At 58.5% G+C, this 26093-nt stretch carries 25 protein-coding genes; 14 read left to right on the top strand and 11 right to left on the bottom strand.

Features of this window, described 5'->3' with window-relative positions:
- Positions 1-212 precede the first annotated feature (212 nt).
- The 6 genes from galM to modE all read right to left on the bottom strand — a co-directional run bounded on the left by galM (position 213) and on the right by modE (position 7003).
- Positions 213-1256 (bottom strand): galactose-1-epimerase, encoded by a 1044-nt coding sequence (galM, locus tag ACQG11_RS16910; protein WP_023299620.1) that lies wholly within the window; start codon positions 1254-1256, stop codon positions 213-215.
- On the bottom strand, positions 1250-2398 hold the full coding sequence (galK, locus tag ACQG11_RS16915) for a galactokinase (RefSeq protein WP_045309135.1): 1149 nt from the start codon (positions 2396-2398) through the stop codon (positions 1250-1252). Before galK ends, galM begins: the two co-directional genes overlap by 7 nt.
- A 2-nt stretch (positions 2399-2400) precedes the next feature.
- On the bottom strand, positions 2401-3447 hold the full coding sequence (gene galT, locus ACQG11_RS16920; RefSeq protein ID WP_276170409.1) for a galactose-1-phosphate uridylyltransferase: 1047 nt from the start codon (positions 3445-3447) through the stop codon (positions 2401-2403).
- A 9-nt stretch (positions 3448-3456) separates the two neighbouring features.
- The gene (galE, locus tag ACQG11_RS16925; RefSeq protein ID WP_022647482.1) at positions 3457-4473 is read right to left on the bottom strand and encodes a UDP-glucose 4-epimerase GalE; all 1017 of its coding nucleotides are present in this window, start codon (positions 4471-4473) and stop codon (positions 3457-3459) included.
- Positions 4474-4674: 201 nt separating this feature from the next.
- The gene (gene modF / locus ACQG11_RS16930; RefSeq protein WP_023299623.1) at positions 4675-6147 is read right to left on the bottom strand and encodes a molybdate ABC transporter ATP-binding protein ModF; all 1473 of its coding nucleotides are present in this window, start codon (positions 6145-6147) and stop codon (positions 4675-4677) included.
- A 67-nt stretch (positions 6148-6214) separates the two neighbouring features.
- Positions 6215-7003: a molybdenum-dependent transcriptional regulator gene (gene modE, locus ACQG11_RS16935; protein WP_426728603.1), complete on the bottom strand. Its 789-nt coding sequence runs from the start codon at positions 7001-7003 to the stop codon at positions 6215-6217.
- A gap of 127 nt (positions 7004-7130) precedes the next feature.
- On the opposite strand from modE, the gene ACQG11_RS16940 reads away from it, so the two are divergent.
- The 4 genes from ACQG11_RS16940 (at position 7131) to modC (ending at position 9985) form a co-directional block, all read left to right on the top strand.
- Positions 7131-7283, top strand: a complete 153-nt coding sequence (locus ACQG11_RS16940; RefSeq protein ID WP_003858549.1) for an AcrZ family multidrug efflux pump-associated protein — start codon at positions 7131-7133, stop codon at positions 7281-7283.
- 178 nt (positions 7284-7461) lie between these two features.
- Positions 7462-8238 carry a molybdate ABC transporter substrate-binding protein gene (modA, locus tag ACQG11_RS16945; RefSeq protein ID WP_032624637.1) on the top strand — a complete coding sequence of 259 codons (777 nt, stop codon included), beginning with the start codon at positions 7462-7464 and terminating at the stop codon, positions 8236-8238.
- Positions 8235-8927 carry a molybdate ABC transporter permease subunit gene (modB, locus tag ACQG11_RS16950; protein ID WP_047353038.1) on the top strand — a complete coding sequence of 231 codons (693 nt, stop codon included), beginning with the start codon at positions 8235-8237 and terminating at the stop codon, positions 8925-8927. Before modA ends, modB begins: the two co-directional genes overlap by 4 nt.
- A complete protein-coding gene (gene modC / locus ACQG11_RS16955) occupies positions 8927-9985 on the top strand; it encodes a molybdenum ABC transporter ATP-binding protein ModC (RefSeq protein ID WP_426728604.1) in 1059 nt (352 codons plus the stop codon). Before modB ends, modC begins: the two co-directional genes overlap by 1 nt.
- Here the strand turns inward: modC and ACQG11_RS16960 are convergent, their stop codons facing one another.
- Complete coding sequence (locus ACQG11_RS16960) at positions 9986-10804, bottom strand: pyridoxal phosphatase (protein ID WP_108367314.1); 819 nt, start codon at positions 10802-10804, stop codon at positions 9986-9988.
- A gap of 119 nt (positions 10805-10923) precedes the next feature.
- Between ACQG11_RS16960 and pgl the strand changes: the two genes are divergently transcribed.
- Positions 10924-11919, top strand: coding sequence for a 6-phosphogluconolactonase (gene pgl, locus ACQG11_RS16965; protein ID WP_426728605.1), 996 nt, complete (start codon positions 10924-10926; stop codon positions 11917-11919).
- 103 nt (positions 11920-12022) lie between these two features.
- Here pgl and ACQG11_RS16970 read toward each other — a convergent pair whose 3' ends face one another.
- A complete protein-coding gene (locus ACQG11_RS16970) occupies positions 12023-13306 on the bottom strand; it encodes a putative acyl-CoA thioester hydrolase (RefSeq protein WP_426728606.1) in 1284 nt (427 codons plus the stop codon).
- A gap of 223 nt (positions 13307-13529) precedes the next feature.
- Between ACQG11_RS16970 and hutI the strand changes: the two genes are divergently transcribed.
- The 5 genes from hutI (at position 13530) to hutH (ending at position 19775) form a co-directional block, all read left to right on the top strand.
- Positions 13530-14753, top strand: a complete 1224-nt coding sequence (gene hutI, locus ACQG11_RS16975) for an imidazolonepropionase (protein WP_426728607.1) — start codon at positions 13530-13532, stop codon at positions 14751-14753.
- Complete coding sequence (gene hutG / locus ACQG11_RS16980; protein ID WP_426728608.1) at positions 14750-15688, top strand: formimidoylglutamase; 939 nt, start codon at positions 14750-14752, stop codon at positions 15686-15688. The genes hutI and hutG overlap by 4 nt, the downstream gene beginning before the upstream one ends.
- 19 nt (positions 15689-15707) lie before the next feature.
- Entirely contained in the window at positions 15708-16442 is a 735-nt protein-coding gene (locus tag ACQG11_RS16985) for a histidine utilization repressor (protein WP_063853888.1), read from the top strand.
- Between the two features lie 127 nt (positions 16443-16569).
- Positions 16570-18258: a urocanate hydratase gene (gene hutU / locus ACQG11_RS16990; protein ID WP_003858533.1), complete on the top strand. Its 1689-nt coding sequence runs from the start codon at positions 16570-16572 to the stop codon at positions 18256-18258.
- A complete protein-coding gene (hutH, locus tag ACQG11_RS16995) occupies positions 18255-19775 on the top strand; it encodes a histidine ammonia-lyase (RefSeq protein ID WP_199159609.1) in 1521 nt (506 codons plus the stop codon). Before hutU ends, hutH begins: the two co-directional genes overlap by 4 nt.
- 85 nt (positions 19776-19860) lie before the next feature.
- Here the strand turns inward: hutH and ACQG11_RS17000 are convergent, their stop codons facing one another.
- Positions 19861-20337 (bottom strand): kinase inhibitor, encoded by a 477-nt coding sequence (locus ACQG11_RS17000; protein WP_003858531.1) that lies wholly within the window; start codon positions 20335-20337, stop codon positions 19861-19863.
- Between the two features lie 47 nt (positions 20338-20384).
- The gene (gene bioA / locus ACQG11_RS17005; RefSeq protein ID WP_426728609.1) at positions 20385-21674 is read right to left on the bottom strand and encodes an adenosylmethionine--8-amino-7-oxononanoate transaminase; all 1290 of its coding nucleotides are present in this window, start codon (positions 21672-21674) and stop codon (positions 20385-20387) included.
- An 86-nt stretch (positions 21675-21760) separates the two neighbouring features.
- Here bioA and bioB point away from each other — a divergent pair, with 86 nt between their 5' ends.
- Genes bioB through bioD form a run of 4 tightly spaced genes read left to right on the top strand, consistent with a single transcriptional unit; the run spans position 21761 to position 25388 of the window.
- Positions 21761-22801, top strand: a complete 1041-nt coding sequence (gene bioB / locus ACQG11_RS17010; RefSeq protein WP_426728610.1) for a biotin synthase BioB — start codon at positions 21761-21763, stop codon at positions 22799-22801.
- The gene (gene bioF, locus ACQG11_RS17015) at positions 22798-23955 is read left to right on the top strand and encodes an 8-amino-7-oxononanoate synthase (protein WP_426728611.1); all 1158 of its coding nucleotides are present in this window, start codon (positions 22798-22800) and stop codon (positions 23953-23955) included. The genes bioB and bioF overlap by 4 nt, the downstream gene beginning before the upstream one ends.
- The gene (gene bioC / locus ACQG11_RS17020) at positions 23939-24694 is read left to right on the top strand and encodes a malonyl-ACP O-methyltransferase BioC (protein WP_426728612.1); all 756 of its coding nucleotides are present in this window, start codon (positions 23939-23941) and stop codon (positions 24692-24694) included. The genes bioF and bioC overlap by 17 nt, the downstream gene beginning before the upstream one ends.
- Entirely contained in the window at positions 24687-25388 is a 702-nt protein-coding gene (gene bioD / locus ACQG11_RS17025) for a dethiobiotin synthase (RefSeq protein WP_426728613.1), read from the top strand. Before bioC ends, bioD begins: the two co-directional genes overlap by 8 nt.
- Here the strand turns inward: bioD and ACQG11_RS17030 are convergent.
- On the bottom strand, positions 25351-26073 hold the full coding sequence (locus tag ACQG11_RS17030; RefSeq protein WP_023299635.1) for an ABC transporter ATP-binding protein: 723 nt from the start codon (positions 26071-26073) through the stop codon (positions 25351-25353). The two genes, bioD and ACQG11_RS17030, sit on opposite strands and share 38 nt — an antisense overlap.
- Positions 26074-26093: the final 20 nt, after the last annotated feature.

The raw sequence follows: 26093 nt of genomic DNA on the forward strand, positions 1-26093 counted from the left end.
GCAGCAACGCTTAACCCTAACCATAGCGAAAATAGTTCGAGAGTGTAAGATGCATGTGAATCCAGGGTTATGATTTTGTCTGCGATCGCCGCTATTTTCAGCAAGCTGAGCGGAAAAAAGCCCTCGCGGTGAGGGCCAGGCTTTTTGCCGGATGGCGCTTCGCTTATCCGGCCTACATTCGTAGGCCCGTGCACGCGTAGCGCCGCCGGACATTATGCGCGCGGAATGAAATGATACTCTGTGACGCTTACGTACTCTTCACCCGGACGCAGCACACAGTCAGGCTGCGGCCATTCAGGATGGTTAGGACTGTCCGGCAGGAACTCGCTCTCCAGCGCCAGACCTTGCCAGGCGGCGTAGTCGTTATGTTCACGCGCCGTGGTCCCCTCCAGGTAGTTACCGGAGTAGAACTGCAGGGCAGGGGCGGTGGTGTAGACCGTCATCTGTAACTTCTCATCCGCAGACCAGACCTGTGCGGCAGGTTGAGAAAGATCGCCTTTCGCCTGCAACAGGAAAGCGTGGTCGTAGCCTTTCACCTTGCGCTGATCGTCATCACTCAGGAAATCCTGGGCGATGGTTTTCGGCTGACGGAAATCAAAGCTATTACCGCTTACCGGTTTCAGCCCCTGATAAGGGATACCCATCTCATCGACCGGCAGATACGCGTCCGCCAGGATCTGAAGTTTGTGGCTGCGGACATCGGTCTGATTGCCGTCAAGGTTGAAATAGGCGTGGTTAGTCAGGTTGACCGGGCACGGCTTGTCGACGGTCGCGCGGTACTCAATGGCGATACGATTATCTTCGGTCAGGGTAAAGCGTGCGGTTGCGGTGAGATTGCCCGGGAAGCCCTGGTCTCCGTCGAGGGAGTCCAGAGAGAACCAGACCTCACCGTCATTTTGCTGCACAATCTTCCAGCGACGTTTATCAAACCCTTCCGGGCCGCCGTGCAGCTGATTTTCACCCTGGCTGGCAAGCAGGGAATAGGTTACGCCGTCCAGCGTAAACCGGCTTCTGGCGATGCGGTTGGCGTAACGGCCTATGGATGCGCCCAGAAAAGCGGTCTGCTCGATATACTGCTCGGGCGATGCGCAGCCGAGTAGGGTTTCGCGCACGCTGCCGTCAGGCATTGGTACGCGGGCAGAAAGTAACGTTGCGCCCCAGTCCATCAGCGTAACCACCATCCCGGCGCTGTTGCGCAGGGTCAACAGGCGATACGGCAGACCATCCGGTGCGAGAGTAGGTGTTTCGTTTAGCACTGTCCGGCTCCTTGTGATGCTTTGCAGACATAGAAAGTTTCTTTGATGCCCGTTTTGGCTTCGTACTGTTTAGCCACCGCGTCCTGAATGGCAGGGACCAGCTCTTCCGGCACCAGGGCGACGACACAGCCGCCAAATCCACCCCCGGTCATACGCACGCCGCCTTTGTCGCCAATCGTGGCTTTCACAATTTCAACCAGGGTGTCGATTTGTGGCACGGTGATTTCGAAATCGTCACGCATGGAGGCATGCGATTCGGCCATCAGCTCGCCCATCCGTTTCAGGTCACCTTTCGCCAGCGCGGAGGCGGCTTCTACGGTACGGGCATTTTCCGTCAGCACGTGACGCACGCGCTTCGTGACAACCGGATCCAGTTCGTGGGCAACCTTGTTAAATTCGTCAAGTGAGACATCACGCAGGGCTGGCTGCTGGAAGAAGCGCGCGCCGGTTTCACACTGCTCGCGGCGGGTGTTGTACTCGCTCCCCACCAGTGTGCGTTTGAAGTTGCTGTTGATGATCACCACAGCCGCACCTTTTGGCAGTGGAACCGCTTTGGTCCCGAGGGAGCGGCAGTCAATCAGCAAAGCATGTTCTTTCTTGCCCAGCGCGGAAATCAGCTGATCCATAATGCCGCAGTTGCAGCCCACGAACTGGTTTTCCGCTTCCTGACCGTTGAGGGCGATTTGCGCCCCGTCCAGCGGCAGATGATAAAGCTGCTGGAACACGGTGCCGACCGCCACTTCCAGCGATGCGGAAGAGCTTAATCCCGCCCCTTGCGGCACGTTGCCGCTGATCACCAGATCGGCCCCGCCGAAATTCTTGTTACGCTTCAGAAGATGCTTCACCACGCCGCGAACATAGTTCGACCACTGCTGGCTGTCGTGGGTCACGATCGGCGCATCAAGGGAAAATTCGTCAATTTCGTTGCCGTAATCCGCGGCGATCACTCGCACGTTACGATCTGAACGTTTCGTGCAGGCGATCACCGTCTGGTAGTCGATGGCACACGGCAGGACAAAACCGTCGTTATAGTCGGTGTGCTCGCCGATCAGATTAACGCGGCCTGGCGCCTGGATAATATGGGTGGCAGGGTAGCCAAATTTTTCTGCAAACAGGGATTGTGTTTTATCTTTCAGACTCATTTTTAGACTCCTGATTCGCGGTAATGGACGTCGCTAACGGCACGCAGGCGTTCTGCCGCCTGTTCCGCCGTCAGGTCGCGCTGGGTTTCCGCCAGCATTTCATAGCCCACCATGAATTTACGTACCGTCGCAGAACGCAGCAGCGGCGGATAGAAGTGTGCATGTAACTGCCAGTGTTGATTCTCTTCGCCGTTAAACGGCGCACCGTGCCAGCCCATGGAGTAGGGGAAGGAACACTGGAACAGGTTGTCGTAGCGGCTGGTCAGTTTTTTCAGCGCCAGGGCAAGGTCGTCTCGCTGGGCGTCGCTGAGGTCCGTAATACGCTGAACATGGGCCTTTGGCAGCAGCAGCGTTTCAAACGGCCACGCCGCCCAGTAAGGGACTACCGCAAGCCAGTGCTCGGTTTCCACCACAGTGCGGCTGCCGTCCACCAGTTCACGCTGGGTGTAATCCACCAGCATCGGCGAACCGTTCTGGGCGAAATAGGCTTTTTGCAGCCGGTCTTCACGTTCGGCTTCGTTCGGCAGGAAGCTGTTCGCCCAGATCTGGCCGTGCGGATGCGGGTTAGAGCAGCCCATCGCCGCGCCTTTATTTTCAAATACCTGCACCCACGGATAGGTCTGGCCCAGCTCCGCCGTTTGAGCCTGCCAGGTGCTGACCACCTCTTTCAGCGCCTCAACGCTCAGCTCCGGCAGCGTTTTGCTGTGATCGGGAGAGAAGCAGATCACGCGGCTGGTGCCGCGGGCGCTTTCGCAGCGCATCAGCGGGTCGTTGTTTTCCGGCGCGTCCGGCGTGTCGGTCATCAGCGCCGCAAAATCGTTAGTGAAAACGAAGGTGCCCTTGTAGTTCGGGTTTGTATCGCCCGTCACGCGCGTGTTGCCCGGACAGAGGAAGCAGTCCGGATCGTGCTGCGGCAGCGACTGTTTGGCAGGCGTCTCTTGCGCCCCCTGCCAGGGGCGCTTGGCGCGATGCGGTGAAACTAAAATCCATTGCCCGCTGAGCGGGTTAAAACGACGATGCGGGTGATCAACGGGATTGAATTGTGTCATGACAAATCCTTAATCCGGATAACCCTGCGGATGGCGTGACTGCCAGTGCCAGGTATCCTGTGCCATTTCATCAAGCGTGCGGGTAACACGCCAGTTAAGCTCTTTATCCGCTTTGGTGGCATCGGCCCAGTAAGCCGGGAGGTCGCCATCACGACGCGGCGCGAAGTGATACTTCACTGGCTTGCCGCAGGCTTTACTGAAGGCATTCACCACATCCAGCACGCTGCTGCCGACGCCGGCGCCGAGGTTGTAAATATGCACGCCCGGTTTATCCGCCAGCTGCTGCATCGCCGCCACGTGGCCGTCGGCCAGATCCATCACGTGAATGTAATCGCGCACGCCGGTGCCGTCTTCGGTGGGATAATCGTTACCAAAAATCGCCAGGGAGTCGCGACGCCCTACGGCAACCTGCGCGATATACGGCATCAGGTTATTTGGAATGCCCTGCGGATCTTCACCCATGTCGCCTGACGGATGCGCGCCAACCGGGTTGAAGTAGCGCAGCAGCGCGATGCTCCACTCAGGCTGGGCTTTTTGCAGGTCGGTCAGGATCTGCTCTACCATCAGCTTGCTTTTGCCATACGGGCTTTGCGGCGTACCGGTCGGGAAGCTTTCAACGTAAGGAATTTTTGGCTGATCGCCGTAGACGGTCGCGGAAGAGCTGAAGATAAAGTTTTTAACGTTCGCCGCACGCATGGCGGAGATCAGACGCAGGGTACCGTTGACGTTGTTGTCGTAGTACTCAAGCGGTTTTGCTACCGATTCGCCCACCGCTTTCAGGCCCGCGAAGTGGATAACGGTTTCAATCGCGTGATCGTGAAGGATTTCAGTCATCAATGCTTCATTGCGGATATCGCCTTCCACGAAAGTCGGCTGTTTACCCGCAAGGCGTTCAATGACCGGCAGCACGCTGCGCTTACTGTTGCACAGGTTATCAAGAATGACGACATCGTGGCCGCTTTGCAGAAGTTGTACGCAGGTATGACTTCCTATGTAACCGCTACCACCTGTTACCAGAACTCGCATATTTCGCTCCATTAGGCTTATGGTATGAATTAACCATAGCATATCAGAGACGCGAAAAGTGTGACATGGGATAAAATAGTGGTATCGTTTACACTGGTTTTCACAGGCGCTTTTTCACAGACTGAGTGCATTGTAGATCAAAGAGATAGAGATGTATTGTTGCAGGTTGTCTGAAAAGCGGAGGGCAGCGCCCTCCACGCGTTAATCGATTTTGCTCAGCAGGTAGCGGTAATGCTCGCCGTCAGGCACAAATTCCAGCCGATGGGTGATGCAGGATGGGGCATCCTCAGCATGGTGGGAGACAAACAGCAACTGGGTTTCACCTTCGCTAATCAGGACATCCACAAAGCGGCGGATCAGCTGACGGTTGAGGGGATCCAGCCCCTGCAACGGTTCATCAAGAATCAGCAGCGTAGGATGCTTAACCAGCGCGCGGACGATCAATGCCAGCCGCTGCTGCCCCCACGACAGGCTGTGGAATGGCGCATCGGCTACCCGGTTGTCCATACCCAGAATATCCAGCCACTGCTGCGCCAGCTTGTGCTGCTTGTCGGATACCGCCTGATAAATACCAATGGAATCGAAGAAGCCAGAGAGGATCACGTTTCGCACCGTAGTGCTCACCCGGTAGTCCAGATGCAGGCTGCTGCTGACATAGCCGGTGTGCTTTTTGATATCCCAGATGGTTTCCCCGCTGCCGCGGCGGCGGCCGAAGAGGGTCAAATCGTTGCTGTAACCCTGCGGGTGATCGCCAGTGATCAGGCTTAGCAGCGTGGATTTACCCGCCCCGTTGGGGCCGACGATCTGCCAGTGCTCACCAGGATTAACCGTCCAGCTGAGATGATTAAGAATAGGGCGATCGTCGTAAGCAACCACCCCATCGCGCAGCACAATGCGCGGCTGGTCAGGATCCAGCCCGTGGCGTGCCGAAGGGGCATCCGGCTCCGGCAGCGCAATACCGTCCAGTTTCTCGCTGTGGGCCAGCTGTGCAATTAGCGCCTGCCGGAGCAGTACGGCTTTCTCGCCGGTTTCGGTCAGGCTACAGTCCGCCAGCACGCCCGCGTAATGTACGAAATCCGGGATCTCATCAAAGCGGTTAAGGACCAGCACAAGGGTGTATCCCTGCTGGTTAAGCGACGCCAGCAACGCTGCCAGCTGCGCGCGGGACTGCACATCCAGTCCGTCAAACGGTTCATCCAGAATCAGGAGTTCCGGCTCGCTCATCAGCGCCTGGCACAGCAGCGTTTTGCGCGTCTCGCCGGTAGAGAGATATTTAAAGCGGCGGTTAAGCAGGGCGGTAATGCCAAATTGCTCCGCCAGCTGCTGACAGCGGGCAGGATCTTTTATCTCATCCTGGATAATGTCCGCCGTCGTGCGGCCGGTATCTTCTTCGCCGGGGCTGAGCAAATCGGTATTGTTACGCTGCCACTCATCGCTGACCAGCTTTTGCAGCTGTTCAAAGGAAAGGCGCGTCAGCCGGGTAAAGGTGCACTGACGCTCACCCTTCAGCTGGGTTAATTCGCCTGCCAGAGCGCGGGCCAGCGCGGATTTTCCGCTGCCGTTCGTGCCCACAAACGCCCAGCTTTCTCCGGCGCGAAGGGTTAACTCTGGCAGCGATAAGGTACGGGTATCGCTAAGACGAAACGTGCCTTGCGAAATATGCAATGATGACATGTGTTATCCCATTTTTTGCAGCAACAGATGTCAGGGATACTCAGTGTTGGTGAGGTTGTCAATGCGCTTAGCACAATGTGGCGATAATTACCCGGTCTGCATTGAAATATGCGGTCACCACAGCACCTTCATCTAATTCGGTCGCGTCGTTCACCGGAACGGTGGCGCAGAGCGACTGTCCATCCGGCAGGGTCATCAGCACTTCACACTGTTCTGCGCCGCGCTCGATGTGGCTGATACGCCCGCGTAGCTGGTTGTCGGCCTCGGCGGCCTGCTCAGGGTTAAGCGTGATGCTGATCCAGGGCGCTTTGAGTAATACCAGCACCTCCTGACCTTCGTTCAGCCCGAGGCGTTGACCGCTTTGCGCGGTGATGGCGGCTTTCAGGCGCGTTGTGCCGTCCGCGAGCAGGATCTCAATATGCTCCTGCACCTGCGAATGATCGCGCCCCGTCACCGTACCAAACCATTGGTTGCGGGCGCTGGTCTGCAAAGAGAAGCGGGAGATGGCGCCCAGCAGGCTGTCCAGCGGCAGGTTGTCGTCATCGCTCAGCACATCAAATGCTTTTTGCTGGATATGCGCCAGTAAGTCATAGAGCTGGATCAGGCGTTGCCCGTAACGCGTCAACACGGCGCCGCCGCCGCCTTTTCCGCCGGTGGCGCGCTCTACCAGCGTTTGTTCGCTCAGGGTGTTCATGTCGTTAATCGCATCCCAGGCGCTTTTATAGCTGATGCCGGCGTTTTTGGCTCCCTGGCTAATCGAGCCAGTTTGTTCTATTTGTTTTAACAGGGCGATGCGTCGCGGATCGGCGAAAAGCTTCTGCTGAAGTCGTAGGGTGAGGAGAATTTCGGCCTGCATAACAATGTCCCGGCAAAAAGGTTATTGTGACCCAAATGTCCGGGTGCGGAAAGCGCACCGCACAAAAGGGGATGTTTTTCTTACTTTTCAGGGTAGAATAAGCCGTTCACAAGATCTGGAGAAAACCATGTTAGAGTTGTTGAAAAGTCTGGTATTCGCGGTAATCATGGTGCCAGTAGTGATGGCTATCATCCTCGGTGCCATCTACGGCCTGGGTGAAGTGTTCAACGTCTTTTCGAACATTGGTCATCGTCGTGACCAGCCTAAAAAGCAGCAATGATTTCCTCCAAAACGCCCGGCCAGCCCGGGCGTTTTGCTCTCAAGTTTATTCCTCTCCCGCCGATATCTTTTACAACGTTCCTTGAGTTTACGCATTAATGGGTACGATTTAGCGCTAGGAACGCCTGCGATATGTCGTTATATTTGTTTGTATATAACGATACGCACAGGAGCTTCAAATGGCACGTTCATGGGTACGCCTTTTCGCAGGGGCAACGCTGACTCTCTCACTCACCGCCCACGCGCTGGCGGATGAAGGAAAAATCACGGTCTTTGCGGCGGCGTCGCTGACTAACGCGATGCAGGATATTGCTGCGGTATACAAAAAAGAGAAAAACGTCGAGGTCGTTTCGTCGTTTGCCTCCTCGTCCACGCTGGCCCGCCAGATCGAAGCGGGGGCTCCGGCTGATCTGTTCATCTCTGCCGATCAGAAATGGATGGACTACGCGGTGGAGAAAAAATCTGTTGATACGGCTAGCCGCGAAACCCTGCTGGGAAATAGCCTGGTGGTGGTCGCGCCCGCAAACAGCAAGCAGGGCGACATCGCCATCAACAAACAGACGGACTGGACCCGTCTGCTCAACGGTGGCCGTCTGGCGGTGGGCGATCCGGAGCATGTCCCTGCCGGGATTTATGCGAAAGAAGCGCTACAAAAACTGGGCGCATGGGAGACCTTATCGCCGAAGCTGGCTCCCGCAGAAGATGTGCGCGGCGCGCTGGCGTTGGTGGAGCGTAACGAAGCCCCACTCGGGATCGTTTACGGCTCCGATGCCGTCGCCAGTAAAGGTGTGAAGGTGGTCGGAACCTTCCCGGAAGACTCGCATAAGAAAGTAGAATATCCTGTTGCGATAGTTGATGGACATAAAAATGCGACCGTGACGGCCTTCGTTGACTACCTGAAGGGGCCTGAAGCGTCCGCTATCTTTAAACGTTACGGATTTACGACTCACGAATGATATTGACCGAACCTGAATGGCAGGCCGTGCTGCTGAGCCTGAAAGTCTCTTCCCTGGCGGTTGCGCTGAGTTTGCCCTTTGGGGTGTTCTTTGCCTGGTTACTGGTTCGCGTGAAGTTTCCAGGCAAAGCCCTGCTCGACAGTGTTCTCCATCTTCCGCTCGTGTTACCGCCTGTGGTGGTCGGCTATCTGCTGCTGATCTCCATGGGGCGACGCGGTTTTATCGGCGAATGGCTGTACGACTGGTTCGGCCTGACCTTTGCTTTCAGCTGGCGCGGCGCGGTTCTGGCCGCGGCAGTAATGTCCTTCCCGCTAATGGTGCGCGCTATCCGCCTGGCGCTGGAAGGGGTGGATATCCGGCTAGAGCAGGCCGCCCGCACGCTGGGCGCAGGCCGCTGGCGGGTATTCCTGACCATTACGCTTCCGCTCACCTTACCGGGCATTATCGTCGGTACGGTGTTAGCCTTCGCCCGCTCACTGGGTGAGTTCGGCGCGACCATCACCTTTGTGTCCAACATTCCCGGCGAGACGCGGACCATCCCGTCGGCCATGTATACCCTGATTCAAACCCCGGGTGGCGAAGGTGCGGCGGCCCGGCTGTGTATTATTTCGATTGTACTCGCCCTGATCTCGCTGCTGGTGTCTGAATGGCTGGCGCGCCTCAGCCGTGAACGGATGGGGAAACCGTGATGCTGGAACTCAACTTTACGCAAACCCTGGGCAGCCACACTCTGACGCTTAACGAAACGCTGCCTGCCAGCGGTATCACCGCCATTTTTGGCGTTTCCGGGGCAGGGAAAACGTCGCTGATTAATGCGATTAGCGGCCTGACGCGTCCCCAGTCTGGCCGTATTGTGTTAAATAACCGCGTCTTAAACGACGCGGAGAAGAAGGTCTGCCTGTCACCGGACAAGCGCCGCATCGGCTATGTGTTTCAGGATGCGCGCCTGCTTCCACACTACAGCGTGCGCGGAAATCTGCGCTATGGCATGGCAAAAAGCATGGCCGGACAGTTCGATAAGCTGGTGGTGCTGCTGGGCATCGAACCGCTGCTCGATCGTCTCCCGTCTTCGCTGTCGGGTGGTGAAAAACAGCGCGTGGCGATTGGCCGCGCCCTGTTAACCGCGCCGGAATTGTTGCTGCTGGATGAGCCGCTGGCCTCGCTGGATATTCCGCGCAAGCGCGAGTTGCTGCCGTATCTGCAACGTCTGGCGCGGGAAATCAACGTGCCCATGCTGTACGTCAGCCATTCGCTGGATGAGATCTTACATCTGGCCGACAAAGTGCTGGTGCTGGAGGCGGGCAGGGTGAAGGCATTCGGCAATCTGGAAGAGGTATGGGGCAGCAGCGTTATGCATCCGTGGCTGCCAAAGGAGCAGCAGAGCAGCATTCTGAAGGTGAGCGTGCTGGAGCACCATCCACATTATGCGATGACCGCGCTGGCGCTGGGTGACCAGCATTTGTGGGTGAATAAAATCGATACGCCGATTCAGTCCACGTTACGGATCCGCATTCAGGCGTCGGATGTCTCCCTGGTGCTGCAACCGCCGCTGCAAACCAGTATCCGCAATATTTTGCGCGCAAAAGTGGCGCAGTGTTTTGATGATAACGGCCAGGTGGAAGTGCAACTGGAAGTGGGCAACAGAACGCTGTGGGCGCGCATCAGCCCGTGGGCCAGGGATGAGTTAGGCATCAAGCCTGGCCTGTGGCTTTACGCGCAAATCAAGAGCGTCTCTATCACCGCCTGATTACAGCAGGTGGGTATAAATATACTGCGCGATGCTGTCGGTGGTGTTATCGCCAATCACCACGTTAGCACGCGCTTTCACCGCATCATCGGCGTTGCCCATCGCCACGCCCGTTCCGGCCGCTTCCAGCATGCTGATGTCGTTATAGTTATCGCCGAAGGCAATCACGTCCTGCATTGACCAGCCCTGTGACTCAACGAACTGGGTCAGACGCTTTCCTTTGCTGTTGCCTTTGCGGGCGATATCCACCTGATCGTGCCAGGACCATTCACATTCCAGACCCAGCGTATGCTCGACATGTTTTGCGAAGGTATTCAGTTTGGCAGTGTCTTCATCGGTCAGGGCAAATTTCCAGATTGCCTGGACGTCTTCCGCCGCCTGGCGCAGGGAGGAAACCTGAGTGAACACCGGACGCTGCGCTTCCGGCAGAGACAGGGCCCAGTTGCTGGTGCGGATCACATGGCCGGTAGGGCGTTCATACAGCATGGCGTTATCCACATACATCAGGCCGTGAATCGCGTGCTCATCCAGTAAATCAACCAATTGCAGCGCCTGCGGAACGGGAAGCGGATCAGAGGTTAAAACCTTTTTTGCCTGATAATCATACAAATAAGTGCCATTACAACAAATTGCAGGTGTATCTAAGCCCAGTGCCTGATAAAAAGGATGAATGGCTACGTGATGTCGACCCGTTACGATGAGAAGTTGATACCCCGCTTCCCGGGCTCGTTTGAGGGCCTCAAGAGAAGAGGGGAGCAGGGTTTTCTGAGGGGTAAGCAGTGTTCCGTCTAAATCCAGGGCAATCACTCGCGAGGTCATTTTTTCTTCCGGGTTAATGTTGAATTTAAGGTCTGTCGGGATGGTACACCGAGAGCGGAACCCTGCAAAATCCCGGACTACAATTCAGCATTCACCGTTAAAAATAATCAGGAGTATTCATGAAACAAACCGTTTATACCGCCAGTCCTGAAAGTCAGCAGATCCATGTCTGGCGTTTGAATACAGAAGGTTCGCTTACGCTGGTTCAGGTTGTTGATGTGCCAGGCCAGGTGCAGCCGATGGTCGTCAGCCCGGATAAACGTTTTCTTTATGTCGGGGTACGCCCGGAATTCCGCGTACTCGCATACCGCATCTCCCCGGATGACGGCGCGCTGACCTATACCGCAGAAGCGCCGCTGCCGGGCAGCCCGACCCATATTTCTACCGACCATAAAGGCAACTTTATCTTCAGCGGCTCCTACAATGCAGGCTGCGTGAGCGTCACCCGCCTGGAAGACGGTATTCCCGTTGAAACCGTCGACGTGGTAGAAGGGCTTGAGGGTTGCCACTCCGCCAACATTTCGCCGGATAACCGCACGCTGTGGGTGCCAGCGCTGAAGCAGGATCGCATCTGCCTGTTTACCCTGAGCGGTGACGGTCATCTGGTCGCGCAGAGCCCGGCGGAAGTCACCACCGTGGAAGGCGCAGGCCCGCGCCATATGGTCTTCCACCCGAATCAGCAGTATGCCTATGTCGTTAACGAGCTGAACAGCTCGGTAGATGTCTGGGAGCTGAACGATCCTAACGGGCAGATCGAGTGCGTACAGACGCTGGACATGATGCCAGCTGATTTCTCCGACACACGCTGGGCGGCAGACATTCACATCACGCCGGATGGCCGCCACCTGTATGCCTGTGACCGTACCTCCAGTCTGATCACCGTCTTCAGCGTCTCAGAAGACGGCAGCGTTCTGGCAGTTGAGGGCTTCCAGCCGACAGAAACCCAGCCGCGCGGCTTTAATGTCGACCACAGCGGCAAATACCTGATTGCGGCGGGGCAGAAATCCCACCACATCGCGCTCTATGAAATCAAAGGCGTGCAGGGTCTACTGGAAGAGAAAGGACGCTATGCGGTCGGACAAGGGCCGATGTGGGTTGTGATTAACGCTCACTGATCCGTAGACGAAAAAAAACCTCGCACATGCGAGGTTTTTTTATGCGTGGTTAATGCATGAGGTAGGCCGGGTAAGGCGTAGCCGCCACCCGGCAGCAGGCATTTTACTGCTTCGGTTCAGCAACCACTTTGCTACCCAGACCGCGGTTGTTGTATTCCCACATGCGGTTGAAGTTAGCGTCGTTCAGGTTACGCTGCACGTTGTCTTTATCATCCACCGTGCCGGTGTTGCCGGAGAAAGGACGTTTCGAGATCGCCGCATCCGCCCACGGTTTCGCCATGTTAAAGCCTTCGTTAATCACGCTGTCGCGGATCACGACCTGGCCGTTAGTGGTGGAGTCCACGTCCAGAGAGCGGCCAAGCTGCGCCACGCCATCGCCAGCAGCAGTAAAGCGGCTATTCACGGCCAGGAAGCCATAGAACAGGTTGGACTGCGTGGCCGGGGCAAAGACGTAACCTTCCTGCTGCGTACGTGAATTCACCACGCGGAAGTCGGTGTTATCAAACACCACCGCGCCGCGACCGGAGACCATATCCACGTCGCCTTCAATGTAGCTGTTGGTGACCAGAGTACGCGTCAGACGGTTGTTCTGAAGGGTATTCTGCACGCCGCTGTTGGTCACGAAGAAGGTATTCTGGCGGCCCAGGATATTGACGTTGTTAATCTGTACCTTGTCGCCATCGCTACGCAGCGCCACGGCCTGGTGATTACCGGCGTCAACGCTGTCGCCCAGGGTGTTCTGAATGGTCAGGTTCTGCAATTGCAGGCCGTTGTTCTGTGACCAGAATACTGCCGAGCACATCACGCCAATGGTGGCGGCACGTTTGCGCTGGCAGTTATCAAACATATACCACGCCGGTTTACCTGGCATGTATTTACCGGCCGGGTTCACCAGATGGCGCCAGGTGGTGCTGTCGATCTCTGAATCAATCGCCAGGCCAATTTTCACGTCGACCGCTTTTTCGCCAAGTCCGTAAAGCGTAATGCTTCCCGGTGCAGCCGGAACATAAACGGTTCCTTCGTATTCACCCGGCAGGATGGCAATGTACTGACGAGATGCGCTGTGTTTGGTGATTGCGGCATCAACAGCTGCCTGAATTGAGGTGTGCGTAACGCCCTCTGCTCCGGCCGGGCCGACAACGAAGTCTGGCTGTTTCGGCAGGTTAATAGAAGAAGGCGTCCATGGGGCTGCATTGGGATCCATCGCCGAGAAATAGTGCGCACGGGTGAAGTTCTTCGCTTCAGCCGCTGACAGGATCGGACGGGAAGCGGTGCCCGGAGCAACCTGCTCAGAAGGTTGCTGATCCGGTGGTGTTGAACTGCAAGCGGATAAAGTCACGCCAAAGGCGAGTGCCAACGCCAGACGGGAAATCCTGGAAATATTCAAGGTAATGCTCCTGGGTATGCAAGTCTTATCTGAATAGACGAAATAGCCTGCTTTTTTATACTAAGTTGAGCGAAACGGGAAGATAAAAACGGGAAAAGTTGCATTTTTGCCCGCAGGCGACGGGAAAGTCATCACAAATAAATAACATTTTCCTGCAAGGCGGTTGACAGCAGGTGACAGATGAAAATAAATGTCTATACAACCCATGACAAGCGGAAGGCACATGCAGCAGCTTCATCCCGATGATGTGATATGGCGAAATGCGCGACTGGCGACCCTGGCGACAGGTGAGCCGGAACCCTACGGCCTGAAAGAACAACATGCCCTCGTCGTGCGCGGCCAGACGATTGCGGCCGTTATTCCTGAAGCCGAGATCCCCTCCGGGCATCGTCAGTGTGTCGATCTCGACGGGCGTCTGGTTACTCCCGGCCTGATCGATTGCCACACCCATCTGGTGTTCGGCGGCGATCGCGCAGCGGAATGGGAGCAACGGCTTAACGGCGTGTCGTATCAGACCATTAGCGCGCAGGGCGGCGGTATTAACGCCACGGTCACGGCGACCCACAACAGTTCGCCGGAAATGCTCCTGACGGTGGCACAGCAGCGGCTCCAGCGGCTGATGAATGAAGGCGTAACGACCATTGAAATCAAATCGGGATACGGACTGAATGCCCAGGCCGAAGAGAAAATGCTGCTGGTTGCCCGCCAGCTCAGCCTGAACAATCTGGTCGAAATCAGCCCGACGCTGCTGGCCGCGCACGCCGTTCCTGCCGAGTACCTACAGGATCCGGATGCCTATCTCACGCTGGTCTGTGAGCAGATCATGCCCACGCTGTGGCAAAAAGAGTTATTTGAAGCGGTGGACGTGTTTTGTGAAAACGTCGGCTTTAGCCCGGTGCAAACCGAGCGCCTGTTCCAGGCCGCCGCCGCGCTCGGGATACCGGTTAAAGGGCATGTAGAGCAGCTGTCGAATCTGGGCGGCGCGGCGCTGGTCAGCCAGTATAAGGGGCTGTCGGCCGATCATATTGAGTATCTCGATGATGCAGGTATTCAGGCGATGGCGCAAAGCGGCACGGTGGCGGTATTGCTCCCCGGCGCGTTCTATTTTCTTCAGGAGCGCCAGCGTCCACCGGTGGCGCAGCTCAGAGAGCAGGGCGTGCCGATGGCGGTGGCTACCGACTACAACCCGGGCACCAGCCCGTTTGCCAGCCTGCATCTGGCAATGAACATGGCCTGCGTCCAGTTTGGCCTCACGCCGGAAGAGGCCTGGGCTGGCGTGACGCGGCATGCGGCGCAGGCGCTAGGTCGTGGCGCGACGCACGGGCAGTTAAAGCCCGGTTATGTGGCTGATTTCGTCGTCTGGGAGGCGAATCATCCGGTTGAGATGGTTTACGAGCCGGGGCGGAATCCTTTATATCAACGCGTGTTTCGGGGGCAGGTAGCATGAAATTGTGGCATCCCGTTTCCCCGCAGGTCTGGCAGGGACGTGACGACAGCGCCGAATCCAGCACCGCGAAACGTCTCTTCCAGACCATAAAGCAGCGCGAACACTTTGCACCCGTGCCGTCAGGCATCGCCCTGCTGGGCTTTGAATGTGATGAAGGGGTTAAGCGTAACCAGGGCAGGCCCGGTGCTGCACAGGCTCCCGATGTGCTGCGCGGCGCGCTGGCGAATATGGCGAGCCATCAGGGGCATGCGCGCCTCGTGGATATGGGCTCCATTTTTGTTGAAGGCAATGCGCTGGAGGCGGCACAGCAGGCGCTGAGCGAGGCCATTACCGCGTGCCAGCAATCCGGGATGCGTACTCTGGTTTTCGGCGGTGGACATGAAACCGCCTGGGCGCACGGGCGCGGCGTGCTGGATGCCTTTCCGAACGATCGCATTGCGGTGATCAACCTGGATGCGCACCTCGATTTACGTAAGGCTGAACGGGCTACGTCCGGCACGCCGTTCCGCCAGCTGGCGCTCTACTGCGCGTCGCAGTCGCGGTCGTTTCACTACGCCTGCCTGGGGGTAAGCCGTGCGGCGAATACCCAGGCGCTGTGGGAGGAAGCTGAACGGTTGAACGTGATGCTGGTTGAAGATCTCGATTTTCGCCGGGATGCGCTATCCGCGCTGGATAGCGTGCTTGCGCAGGCAGACCGGGTTTATCTCACCATTGACCTCGATGTGCTGCCCGCCGCAGAAATGCCCGCCGTATCCGCCCCTGCGGCGTTGGGGATCCCGGCGCTGGATCTGTTCCCGGCGATTGAGCGTATCTGCCGAAGCGGTAAACTACAGGCGGTGGATCTGGTGGAATATAATCCGCACTACGACCGGGACGGTCAGGGGGCGAAGCTTGCCGCCCGACTGGCCTGGCAAATTGCTCACTGGTGGGCATAACAACATTCAAGGAGTCATGATGTTTTCACGCTCGCCCCTGCCGCAGCCGAGCCCTCCCGCGCCTTTTTACGAAAAGGTGAAGCAGGCGATCAGCGAAAAAATTGCTGCCGGCGTCTGGCGTCCGCACGACCGTATTCCCTCCGAAGCTGAACTGGTCGCGCAGTTTGGCTTTAGTCGAATGACCATTAACCGGGCGCTGCGGGAACTGACCGATGAAGGGTTGCTGGTGCGTTTGCAGGGTGTCGGAACCTTTGTCGCCGAGCCAAAAGGACAGTCGGCGCTGTTTGAAATCCGCAGCATTGCCGATGAAATTGCCGCCCGCAACCATCAGCACCACTGCGAAGTGCTGGTGCTTGAAGAGACGCAGGCCAGCGCCGAACAGGCCATTGAGCTGAACGTTAAAGAGGGCACCCGGATCTTCCATTCGGTGATGGTGCATTATGAGAACGATATTCCGGTCCAGATTGAAGATCGCTGCGTCAACGCGGAGCGGATCCCGGACTACCTGAACCAGGATTACACCCAAACCACACCGCATGCGTATCTCTCGCTCGTCGCCCCGCTGACGGAAGGGGAGCATATCGTGGAGGCCGTGCGCGCCACGCCTCAGGAGTGCGAGTTGTTGCGTATTAAAGAGCACGATCCCTGCCTGCTGATCCGCCGTCGTACCTGGTCAGCCTCGCAGATCGTGTCGCATGCGAAGCTGCTGTTCCCGGGGAATCGTTACCGGTTGCAGGGCCACTTTATGTCATAAGTTTTATAAGCGTGATCGCTAACGCAATATAGCAAAATTGTATCTTTTTTGTTAAATCCGACCTTGTGTGTGCTTGTCTATACAAGTATATCTAAATGCATCACCTGTCCCTTATGAGGAACACACAATGTCGTCAGATAAATACCGCAAGCAGGATGTCCGCGCCGCGCGCGGCACCACGCTCACCGCAAAAAGCTGGCTCACCGAAGCACCGCTGCGCATGTTAATGAACAACCTTGATCCTGAGGTAGCAGAGAATCCCCATGAGCTGGTGGTCTACGGCGGCATTGGCCGCGCCGCGCGCAACTGGGCGTGCTATGACGCGATTGTTGAGTCTTTGACGAATCTCGAAAACGACGAAACGCTGCTGGTGCAATCCGGCAAACCGGTTGGCGTATTCAAAACCCATAAAAATGCGCCCCGTGTGCTGATTGCCAACTCCAACCTGGTGCCGCACTGGGCGACGTGGGAACACTTCAACGAGCTGGACGCAAAAGGGCTGGCCATGTACGGCCAGATGACCGCGGGTAGCTGGATCTACATCGGCAGCCAGGGGATTGTGCAGGGCACCTATGAAACCTTCGTGGAAGCGGGCCGACAGCACTATAACGGCTCACTGAAAGGCCGCTGGGTGCTCACCGCCGGACTGGGCGGCATGGGCGGCGCGCAGCCGCTGGCCGCGACGCTGGCCGGCGCGTGCTCCCTGAACATTGAGTGCCAGCAGAGCCGCATCGATTTCCGTCTGCGTACCCGCTATGTTGATGAACAGGCCGACAACCTCGATGACGCGCTGGCGCGCATCAAAAAGTACACCGCTGAAGGCAAAGCCGTGTCGGTTGCCCTGTGCGGCAACGCGGCGGATATTCTGCCGGAACTGGTGGCGCGCGGCGTGCGTCCGGATCTGGTCACCGACCAGACCAGCGCTCACGATCCGCTTCATGGTTACCTGCCAAAAGGCTGGACGTGGGAAGATTACCAGCAAAAAGCGGAAACCGATCCTGAGGGCACGGTACTGGCGGCTAAACGCGCCATGGCGGAACACGTCTCCGCGATGCTCGCCTTCAGTAAGATGGGGATTCCGACCTTTGATTACGGGAATAACATCCGCCAGATGGCGAAAGAGATGGGGGTGAATAACGCCTTTGACTTCCCCGGCTTCGTGCCCGCCTATATTCGTCCGCTGTTCTGCCGCGGCATCGGGCCGTTCCGCTGGGTTGCCCTGTCCGGCGACCCGGAGGATATCTACAAAACCGACGCCAGAGTGAAGGAAATTGTCGCCGACGACGAGCACCTGCACCGCTGGCTGGACATGGCGCGCGAGCGCATTAATTTCCAGGGCCTGCCAGCGCGTATCTGCTGGGTCGGGCTGGAGTGGCGGCAAAAACTCGGCCTCGCCTTTAACGAAATGGTGCGCAGCGGCGAAGTCTCCGCGCCGATCGTCATTGGCCGCGACCACCTGGACTCCGGCTCTGTCGCCAGTCCGAACCGTGAAACCGAAGCCATGCGCGACGGCTCGGATGCGGTCTCCGACTGGCCGCTGCTGAATGCCCTGCTGAACACCGCCAGTGGCGCAACCTGGGTGTCGCTGCACCACGGCGGCGGCGTCGGGATGGGCTTCTCCCAGCACTCCGGGATGGTCATCGTCTGTGACGGTACCGACGAAGCGGCGGCACGTATTGCTCGCGTGCTGCATAACGACCCGGCAACCGGCGTGATGCGCCACGCGGATGCGGGTTACGAGATTGCCATTGATTGTGCCAAAGAGCAGGGCCTGAACCTGCCGATGATCCCCGCCACACAAGGAAAGCCTGCATGAACGCGTTAACACTTACTCCCGGCTCTTTGTCGCTCAAACAGCTGCGTCACGTCTGGCGTCAGCCGGTGACACTCGCCCTTGATGAAAGCGCCCACCGTGCCATTAACGACAGCGTGGCCTGCGTGGAGGCGATTGTAGCGGAGGGGCGCACCGCCTACGGCATCAATACCGGGTTTGGCCTGCTGGCGCAGACCCGCATTGCCACGCACGATCTGGAGAATTTACAGCGTTCGCTGGTGTTGTCGCACGCGGCGGGGGTTGGCCAGCCGCTGGACGATGAGATCGTCCGCCTGATGATGGTGTTGAAAATCAACAGCCTGGCGCGTGGGTTTTCCGGCATTCGTCTGAGCGTGATCCAGGCGCTGATGGCGCTGGTGAATGCTGAAGTTTATCCGTGGATCCCGGCGAAGGGCTCCGTCGGAGCTTCCGGCGATCTGGCACCGCTGGCGCATATGTCGCTGCTCCTGCTGGGTGAAGGCCAGGCGCGCTGGCAAGGGGAGTGGCTGCCTGCGAAAGAGGCGCTAAAAAAAGCCGGCTTAGCGCCGATCACCCTCGCGGCAAAAGAAGGGCTGGCGCTGCTCAACGGCACGCAGGCGTCGACGGCCTTTGCGCTGCGCGGCCTGTTTGAAGCGGAAGATCTGTTCGCCTCCGCGGTGGTGTGTGGTGCGCTGACCACTGAAGCGGTGCTCGGCTCGCGTCGTCCGTTCGATGCCCGCATCCACGAGGTGCGCGGCCAGCGTGGTCAGATTGATGCCGCAGCCATGTACCGCCACGTACTTACCGATACCAGCGACATTGCCGATTCGCATCACAACTGCGAGAAGGTGCAGGATCCGTATTCTCTGCGCTGCCAGCCGCAGGTGATGGGCGCATGCCTGACACAGCTTCGCCAGGCGGCAGAAGTGCTGCTGGTGGAGGCCAATGCGGTGTCCGACAACCCACTGGTGTTTGCTCAGGAAAACGAGGTGGTCTCCGGCGGCAACTTCCACGCCGAGCCGGTGGCGATGGCCGCAGATAATATCGCGCTGGCGATTGCCGAAATCGGAGCCTTGTCCGAGCGTCGAATCGCACTAATGATGGATAAACACATGTCCCAGCTGCCGCCGTTCCTGGTGCGCAACGGCGGCGTGAACTCGGGCTTTATGATCGCCCAGGTCACCGCCGCAGCACTGGCAAGCGAAAACAAAGCCCTGTCGCATCCGCACAGCGTGGACAGCCTGCCAACGTCAGCAAATCAGGAAGATCACGTTTCGATGGCCCCGGCTGCCGGGCGTCGACTGTGGGAGATGGCCTCCAACACCCGCGGCGTGCTGGCGGTGGAATGGCTGGCGGCGTGTCAGGGTATTGATTTGCGCGAAGGGCTAAAATCCAGCCCGCTGCTGGAGCAGGCGCGTCATACGCTGCGCGAGCACGTTACGCACTACGATGAGGACCGCTTCTTTGCGCCGGATATTGATAAGGCGATACAGCTTCTGGAAGAAGAAACCCTTGCAGGATTGCTACCTTCCGTGCTGTGATTTTTTTGCCCGGTGGCGCTGCGCTTACCGGGCCTACGAATGCGAAATGTAGGCCGGGTAAGGCGTAGCCGCCACCCGGCTTTTTTTATGAATACATCGCCGTAATCGACGCGCTGCCCAGCGAATGGAAATGGACGTTAAAGCCTACCATTGCCCCGCTCGCCCCTTCGTCAACCTCAATCTTGTCCACATCCAGCGCGTGCACCGTGAAGATATAGCGGTGCGTTTCCCCTTTTGGCGGCGCCGCGCCGCCGTAGCCCGCTTTGCCAAAGTCCGTGCGGGTCTGAATCGCACCGTCGGGCAGGGCAACCAGATCGGAACCGGAACCCTGCGGCAGCACGCGGGTGTCGGCGGGCAGGTTTGCCACGATCCAGTGCCACCAGCCCGAGCCGGTTGGCGCATCCGGATCGTAGCAGGTCACGACAAAACTTTTGGTTCCCGCTGGTACATCGTCCCACGCCAGATGGGGAGAGATATTATCTCCCTGATAACCCATCCCGTTAAACACGTGACGTTCCGGCAGCTTTTCGCCGTCGCGCAAATCTTTACTGATGATTTTCATCCTATTTCCCTCGTTACTCACTCATTCAGAAAGTGTAACGCATGGGGTTAAATCGTGAAATGCGCTGATATGTTAACGGCTTTAACCACTGCCCCGGTCAGCTTGTGGAGCTGATCCGGAGAAATGCTGTACGGCGGCATGAGGTAAATCAGCTTACCGAAAGGTCGCACCCAAACGCCCTGGTCAACGAAGAAGCGCTGCAACGCGGCCATGTTCACCGGATGCGTTGTCTCGATCACCCCGATGGCGCCCAGCACGCGGACGTCCGCGACGTATTCCGCATCCGCTGCCGCGCTTAGCTGCTGCTTCAGCTGCGCCTCAATCGCCGCCACCTGCGTCTGCCACTCGCCGCTCTCCAGAATGGCGAGGCTTTCGCTTGCCACGGCGCAGGCCAGCGGGTTGCCCATAAACGTCGGGCCGTGCATAAAGCAGCCCGCGTCGCCGTCGCTGATGGTGTCGGCAACCTGGCGGGTGGTGAGCGTGGCGGAGAGCGTCATGGTGCCGCCGGTGAGCGCTTTCCCCAGGCACAGAATATCCGGCGCGATCCCCGCATGCTCGCAGGCAAACAGCTTCCCGGTACGACCAAAGCCGGTGGCGATCTCATCGGCAATCAGCAAAATCCCTTCGCGGTCGCACATCTTCCGAATGCGCTTCAGCCACTCGGGGTGATACATCCGCATTCCGCCCGCGCCCTGCACAATCGGTTCGAGAATAACGGCGGCAATCTCGTGGCGATGGGCCGCCATCAACCGCGCGAAGCCCACCATGTCCATCTCGTCCCATTCGCCGTCGAAGCGGCTCTGCGGGGCTGGCGCAAACAGGTTTTCCGGCAGGTAGCCTTTCCACAGGCTGTGCATGGAGTTGTCCGGATCGCACACCGACATCGCCCCGAAGGTGTCGCCGTGATAGCCGTTGCGGAAGGTGAGGAACCGCTGGCGCGTTTCGCCCTTCGCATGCCAGTACTGCAACGCCATTTTCATCGCCACTTCCACGGCCACCGAGCCGGAATCAGCCAGGAAAACACACTCCAGCGATTCAGGCGTCATCGCTACCAGGCGACGGCATAAATCCACCGCGGGCTGATGCGTGATCCCGCCAAACATCACGTGTGACATCTGGTCAATCTGCGCTTTCATCGCCGCGTTCAGACGCGGGTGGTTGTAGCCATGGATCGCCGCCCACCAGGAGGACATCCCGTCAACAAGCCGCTCGCCGCTGGCGAGATGCAGCTCGCAGCCGTGGGCCGAGGCTATCGGATAGACGGGAAGGGGGCGGGTCGTGGAGGTGTAAGGGTGCCAGATATGCTGCTTGTCGAAGGTGAGATCGTCCTGGGTCATAATCGACTTGTAAACCATTTTGAAAAGTTTTAGGTTTACAAGTATAAACCGAACCGACAATTAACAAAACCCTTTGGAGAAGCCCGATGGCTCACCACGCACGCTGGACGATGTCGCAAGTCACTGAATTATTCAACAAACCTTTCCTGGAGCTGATGTTTGAGGCGCAACAGGTGCACCGCCAGCACTTCGATCCGCGTCATGTTCAGGTCAGCACGCTGCTGTCGATTAAAACCGGGGCTTGCCCGGAAGACTGCAAATATTGCCCGCAAAGCGCGCGCTATAAAACCGGTCTCGAATCCGAGCGCCTGATGGAAGTCGAGCAGGTGCTCGACTCCGCGCGCAAGGCCAAAAACGCTGGCTCAACCCGCTTCTGCATGGGCGCGGCGTGGAAAAACCCCCATGACCGCGACATGCCCTATCTGGAGCAGATGGTGAAGGGGGTGAAGGAGATGGGGCTTGAAGCCTGCATGACCCTGGGTACGCTTAACGAGGAGCAGGCGCAGCGCCTCTCGGCGGCAGGGCTGGATTACTACAATCACAACCTCGATACCTCGCCGGAATTCTACGGTAACATCATCACCACGCGCACCTATCAGGAGCGTCTGGACACGCTGGATAAAGTGCGTGATGCGGGGATCAAGGTCTGTTCCGGCGGGATCGTGGGACTGGGCGAAACGGTAAAAGATCGTGCCGGCCTGCTGTTACAGCTGGCGAACCTGCCGAACCCGCCGGAAAGCGTGCCCATCAACATGCTGGTGAAGGTAAAAGGCACGCCGCTGGCGGATAATGAGGACGTGGATGCCTTCGATTTCATCCGCACCATCGCGGTGGCGCGCATCATGATGCCAACCTCTTACGTTCGCCTCTCTGCCGGTCGCGAGCAGATGAGCGAGCAGACCCAGGCAATGTGCTTTATGGCCGGGGCCAACTCCATCTTCTACGGTTGCAAACTGCTGACCACACCAAACCCGGAAGAGGACAAAGACGTTCAGCTGTTCCGCAAGCTGGGGCTGAACCCACACCAGACCGGGGTACAGGCGGGGGATAACGAGCAACAGCAGCAGCTGGAGCAGCAGATTTTCAACGCCGACACTGACCAGTTCTACAACGCGGCAGCCGTATGACCTGGCAGGCACGTATCAGGACCGCGCTCGACGAGCGGCGGGCGGCGGATGCATTTCGGGTACGCAGGGTAGTGGAAAACGGTGCAGGCCGTTTTCTCACCCGGGAAGGAGAGCGGTTCTGTAATTTCTCCAGCAACGATTATCTGGGCCTGAGCCAGCACCCGCAAATCGTTCGTGCCTGGCAGCAGGGCGCGGATCGTTACGGCGTGGGCAGCGGTGGCTCCGGGCACGTCAGCGGCTACACCACGGCCCATCAGGCGCTGGAGGAAGCGTTGGCCGACTGGCTGGGCTACCCGCGGGCGCTGCTGTTTATCTCCGGTTTTGCCGCGAATCAGGCGGTGATTGCCGCCCTGATGGGCAAAGACGACCGCATCATCGCGGACCGCCTGAGCCACGCCTCCCTGCTTGAAGCCGCCAGTCTCAGCCCGGCACAGCTGCGGCGTTTTGCCCATAACGATGCCTCTCAGCTGAACGTCCTGCTGGGTAAACCCTGTTCAGGGCTTCAGCTGGCGGTCACGGAAGGGGTATTCAGCATGGACGGCGACAGCGCGCCCCTGGCCGCGTTGCACGACGCCGCAAAACAGCAAAACGCATGGCTGCTGGTCGACGATGCCCACGGCATTGGCGTCACCAGCGAGGAGGGGCGCGGAAGCGCTTATCAGCAGGGCGTCAGGCCGGAACTGCTGGTGGTCACCTTCGGCAAAGGCTTCGGCGCCAGCGGTGCCGCGGTGTTGTGCAGCGAGCCGGTGGCCGACTACCTGGTGCAGTTCGCCCGGCACCTGATCTACAGCACCAGCATGCCCCCGGCGCAGGCCGTGGCACTCTCTGCGTCGCTTGCGGTGATCCGCGGCGAAGACGGCGCTGAACGCCGGGCTCGCCTGGCCGACCATATTCAGCGTTTCCGCCGGGGGGTAAGCGAACTGCCTTACCGGCTTACCGACTCCCGCAGCGCCATTCAGCCCGTGATTGTGGGTGAAAACCATCGGGCGCTGATGCTGGCACAGGCGCTACGAGAACGCGGGCAGTGGGTCACGGCGATCCGCCCACCCACCGTGCCGCCAGGCACCGCGCGCTTGCGTCTGACGCTTACGGCAGCGCACGAGCCGCAGGATATCGATACGCTTCTGGAGGCACTGTATGTCTCCCGTCAATAAACAGGCCGTTGCCGCCGCGTTTGGCCGGGCAGCGCAAAGCTATTCACAGCACGATGAGCTGCAACGCCTGAGCGCGCGCGGGCTGCTGGCCGCGCTCGGTGACGGGCGTTTTGCGCAGGTGCTCGACGCGGGCTGCGGGCCAGGCGGCAATAGCCGCTACTGGCGCGCAACGGGCAGCCGCGTCACGGCGCTGGATTTATCCGCGCAGATGCTGGATGAAGCCCGCCAGCAGCAGTCAGCAGACCGTTATCTGGTGGCCGATATCGAGGCCATCCCGCTGGAGGATGCGCTTTTTGACCTCGTCTGGAGCCATCTGGCGGTGCAGTGGTGCACCAGCCTGTCGCAGGCGCTACGCGAGCTTTACCGCGTGGCACGGCCCGGCGGAGCGGTGGCCTTTACCACCCTGCTGGAAAGTTCGTTGCCGGAGCTGAATCAGGCGTGGAGGGCGGTGGATGCGCAGCCGCACGCCAACCGGTTTCTCTCGCACGAACAGGTCACTCAGGCGCTGGCAGGCTGGCGCTATCGCAGTGAGGTCCAGACCGTCACCCTCGAATTTAGCGATGCGTTAAGCGCCATGCGCTCTCTTAAGGGCATAGGCGCGACGCACCTGCACGCCGGTCGGGAGAAGAAACCCCTTACCCGCGGACAACTCCAGCGTCTCGGGCTGGCCTGGCCGCAGGATCGGGGCCGGTTCCCGCTCTCTTATCATCTTTTTCATGGGATTATTGAACGTGACTGAACGTTATTTTGTTACCGGTACGGACACCGAAGTCGGTAAAACGGTTGCCAGCGCCGCGCTGTTGCAGGCGGCGCGTCTGCTGGGGAAAACAACGGCCGGGTATAAGCCCGTAGCCTCCGGCAGCGAGATGACGCCGGAAGGCTTACGCAATACTGATGCGCTGGCGCTACAGCGTAACAGCAGCCTTGTGCTGGCCTATTCTGCGGTGAACCCCTATACCTTTGCTGAACCCACCTCGCCGCACATCGTCAGCGCCGATGAAGATCGTCCGATTGATTTTTCGGTGCTCTCTTCCGGATTACGCAACCTGGAAACGCAGGCCGACTGGGTGCTGGTGGAGGGGGCTGGCGGCTGGTTTACCCCGCTGTCCGACGAGCAGACATTTGCTGACTGGGTGCAGGCCGAACAGCTTCCGGTCATTCTGGTGGTCGGCGTGAAGCTTGGCTGTATCAATCACGCCATGCTGACCGCTCAGGCCGTGCAGCAGGCCGGGTTGCGTCTGGCAGGGTGGATTGCCAATGACGTGGTTGCACCGGGTAAACGTCATGCTGAGTATCTGGCGACGCTGAAGCGGGTGCTGCCTGCGCCGTTTCTCGGCGAGATCCCGTGGCTTGCCGACGGCGCAGAGCAGGCGGAAACCGGACGCTATCTTGACCTCAGCGCCTTATGTCTCGCGCCATCCAGTGCGCAATAAGGTCGTCATCCAGCTCGTTAACGTGGCCCTGTGCCACGTTACGCCCGCGATAGAGCATGCAGAAACGATCCGCTACCCGGCGGATAAACGACAGCTGTTGCTCCGCTAACAGCACCGTCATTCCCAGCTCCCGATTCAACCGTACCAGCAGTTGACCCAGCCTGCGGGCGAAGCCTTGCCCTGCGCCATACATGGGCTCATCCAGAATCAACACGCGCGGGCGATTAACCAGCGCACTGGCGAGGGCCAGCTGATACTGGTCGTCGGGGGACAGCGCAGAGGCACGCATTTGTCGCAGCGGATAGAGCTCCGGAAACAGGGCGTACACGTCATTTTTTGATGTCGGGTCGGATTTCCCCGTCGCCCGCATAGCGATATGCAGATTTTCATCGACGGTCAGCTGGGAAAATATCCGCCGATCCTGCGGGACGTAGCCTATCGTTGGCGGCGCCGTGAATGCTGACGCAGGGCTAAGCAAATTACGCGGCGGCGCGCCAGCCTCATGCCATATGATGGTGCCGCTCTCAACGGGCACCTTTCCGGTAATGCAGTTCATGAGCGTGGATTTACCCATGCCAGGCAGGCCAACAATGCCCGTACAGATGCCTTGCGGGAAATCGATATTCACGTTCCATAGCGTATGTTGGCTTCCGTAAAACTGATTTACAGCACGCAGACTCAACATCTTTCTCTCCTTAAAAATGT

It is taken from the genome of Enterobacter cloacae complex sp. 372C4 (genome assembly GCF_050030615.1).
GTDB lineage: Bacteria > Pseudomonadota > Gammaproteobacteria > Enterobacterales > Enterobacteriaceae > Enterobacter > Enterobacter intestinihominis.

Bases quoted from the DNA above. Each gene is read 5' to 3' on its own strand.
- modC (WP_426728604.1), top strand. From the start codon at position 8,927: ATGCTGGAACTCAACTTTACGCAAACCCTGGGCAGCCACACTCTGACG.
- ACQG11_RS17030 (WP_023299635.1), bottom strand. From the start codon at position 26,073: ATGTTGAGTCTGCGTGCTGTAAATCAGTTTTACGGAAGCCAACATACG.
- modB (WP_047353038.1), top strand. From the start codon at position 8,235: ATGATATTGACCGAACCTGAATGGCAGGCCGTGCTGCTGAGCCTGAAA.
- bioC (WP_426728612.1), top strand. From the start codon at position 23,939: ATGTCTCCCGTCAATAAACAGGCCGTTGCCGCCGCGTTTGGCCGGGCA.
- hutU (WP_003858533.1), top strand. From the start codon at position 16,570: ATGTCGTCAGATAAATACCGCAAGCAGGATGTCCGCGCCGCGCGCGGC.
- ACQG11_RS16985 (WP_063853888.1), top strand. From the start codon at position 15,708: ATGTTTTCACGCTCGCCCCTGCCGCAGCCGAGCCCTCCCGCGCCTTTT.
- hutI (WP_426728607.1), top strand. From the start codon at position 13,530: ATGCAGCAGCTTCATCCCGATGATGTGATATGGCGAAATGCGCGACTG.
- modE (WP_426728603.1), bottom strand. From the start codon at position 7,003: ATGCAGGCCGAAATTCTCCTCACCCTACGACTTCAGCAGAAGCTTTTC.
- bioF (WP_426728611.1), top strand. From the start codon at position 22,798: ATGACCTGGCAGGCACGTATCAGGACCGCGCTCGACGAGCGGCGGGCG.
- modA (WP_032624637.1), top strand. From the start codon at position 7,462: ATGGCACGTTCATGGGTACGCCTTTTCGCAGGGGCAACGCTGACTCTC.
- ACQG11_RS16960 (WP_108367314.1), bottom strand. From the start codon at position 10,804: ATGACCTCGCGAGTGATTGCCCTGGATTTAGACGGAACACTGCTTACC.
- ACQG11_RS17000 (WP_003858531.1), bottom strand. From the start codon at position 20,337: ATGAAAATCATCAGTAAAGATTTGCGCGACGGCGAAAAGCTGCCGGAA.
- galT (WP_276170409.1), bottom strand. From the start codon at position 3,447: ATGACACAATTCAATCCCGTTGATCACCCGCATCGTCGTTTTAACCCG.
- galK (WP_045309135.1), bottom strand. From the start codon at position 2,398: ATGAGTCTGAAAGATAAAACACAATCCCTGTTTGCAGAAAAATTTGGC.
- hutH (WP_199159609.1), top strand. From the start codon at position 18,255: ATGAACGCGTTAACACTTACTCCCGGCTCTTTGTCGCTCAAACAGCTG.
- hutG (WP_426728608.1), top strand. From the start codon at position 14,750: ATGAAATTGTGGCATCCCGTTTCCCCGCAGGTCTGGCAGGGACGTGAC.
- modF (WP_023299623.1), bottom strand. From the start codon at position 6,147: ATGTCATCATTGCATATTTCGCAAGGCACGTTTCGTCTTAGCGATACC.
- bioA (WP_426728609.1), bottom strand. From the start codon at position 21,674: ATGACCCAGGACGATCTCACCTTCGACAAGCAGCATATCTGGCACCCT.
- ACQG11_RS16940 (WP_003858549.1), top strand. From the start codon at position 7,131: ATGTTAGAGTTGTTGAAAAGTCTGGTATTCGCGGTAATCATGGTGCCA.
- galE (WP_022647482.1), bottom strand. From the start codon at position 4,473: ATGCGAGTTCTGGTAACAGGTGGTAGCGGTTACATAGGAAGTCATACC.
- pgl (WP_426728605.1), top strand. From the start codon at position 10,924: ATGAAACAAACCGTTTATACCGCCAGTCCTGAAAGTCAGCAGATCCAT.
- bioB (WP_426728610.1), top strand. From the start codon at position 21,761: ATGGCTCACCACGCACGCTGGACGATGTCGCAAGTCACTGAATTATTC.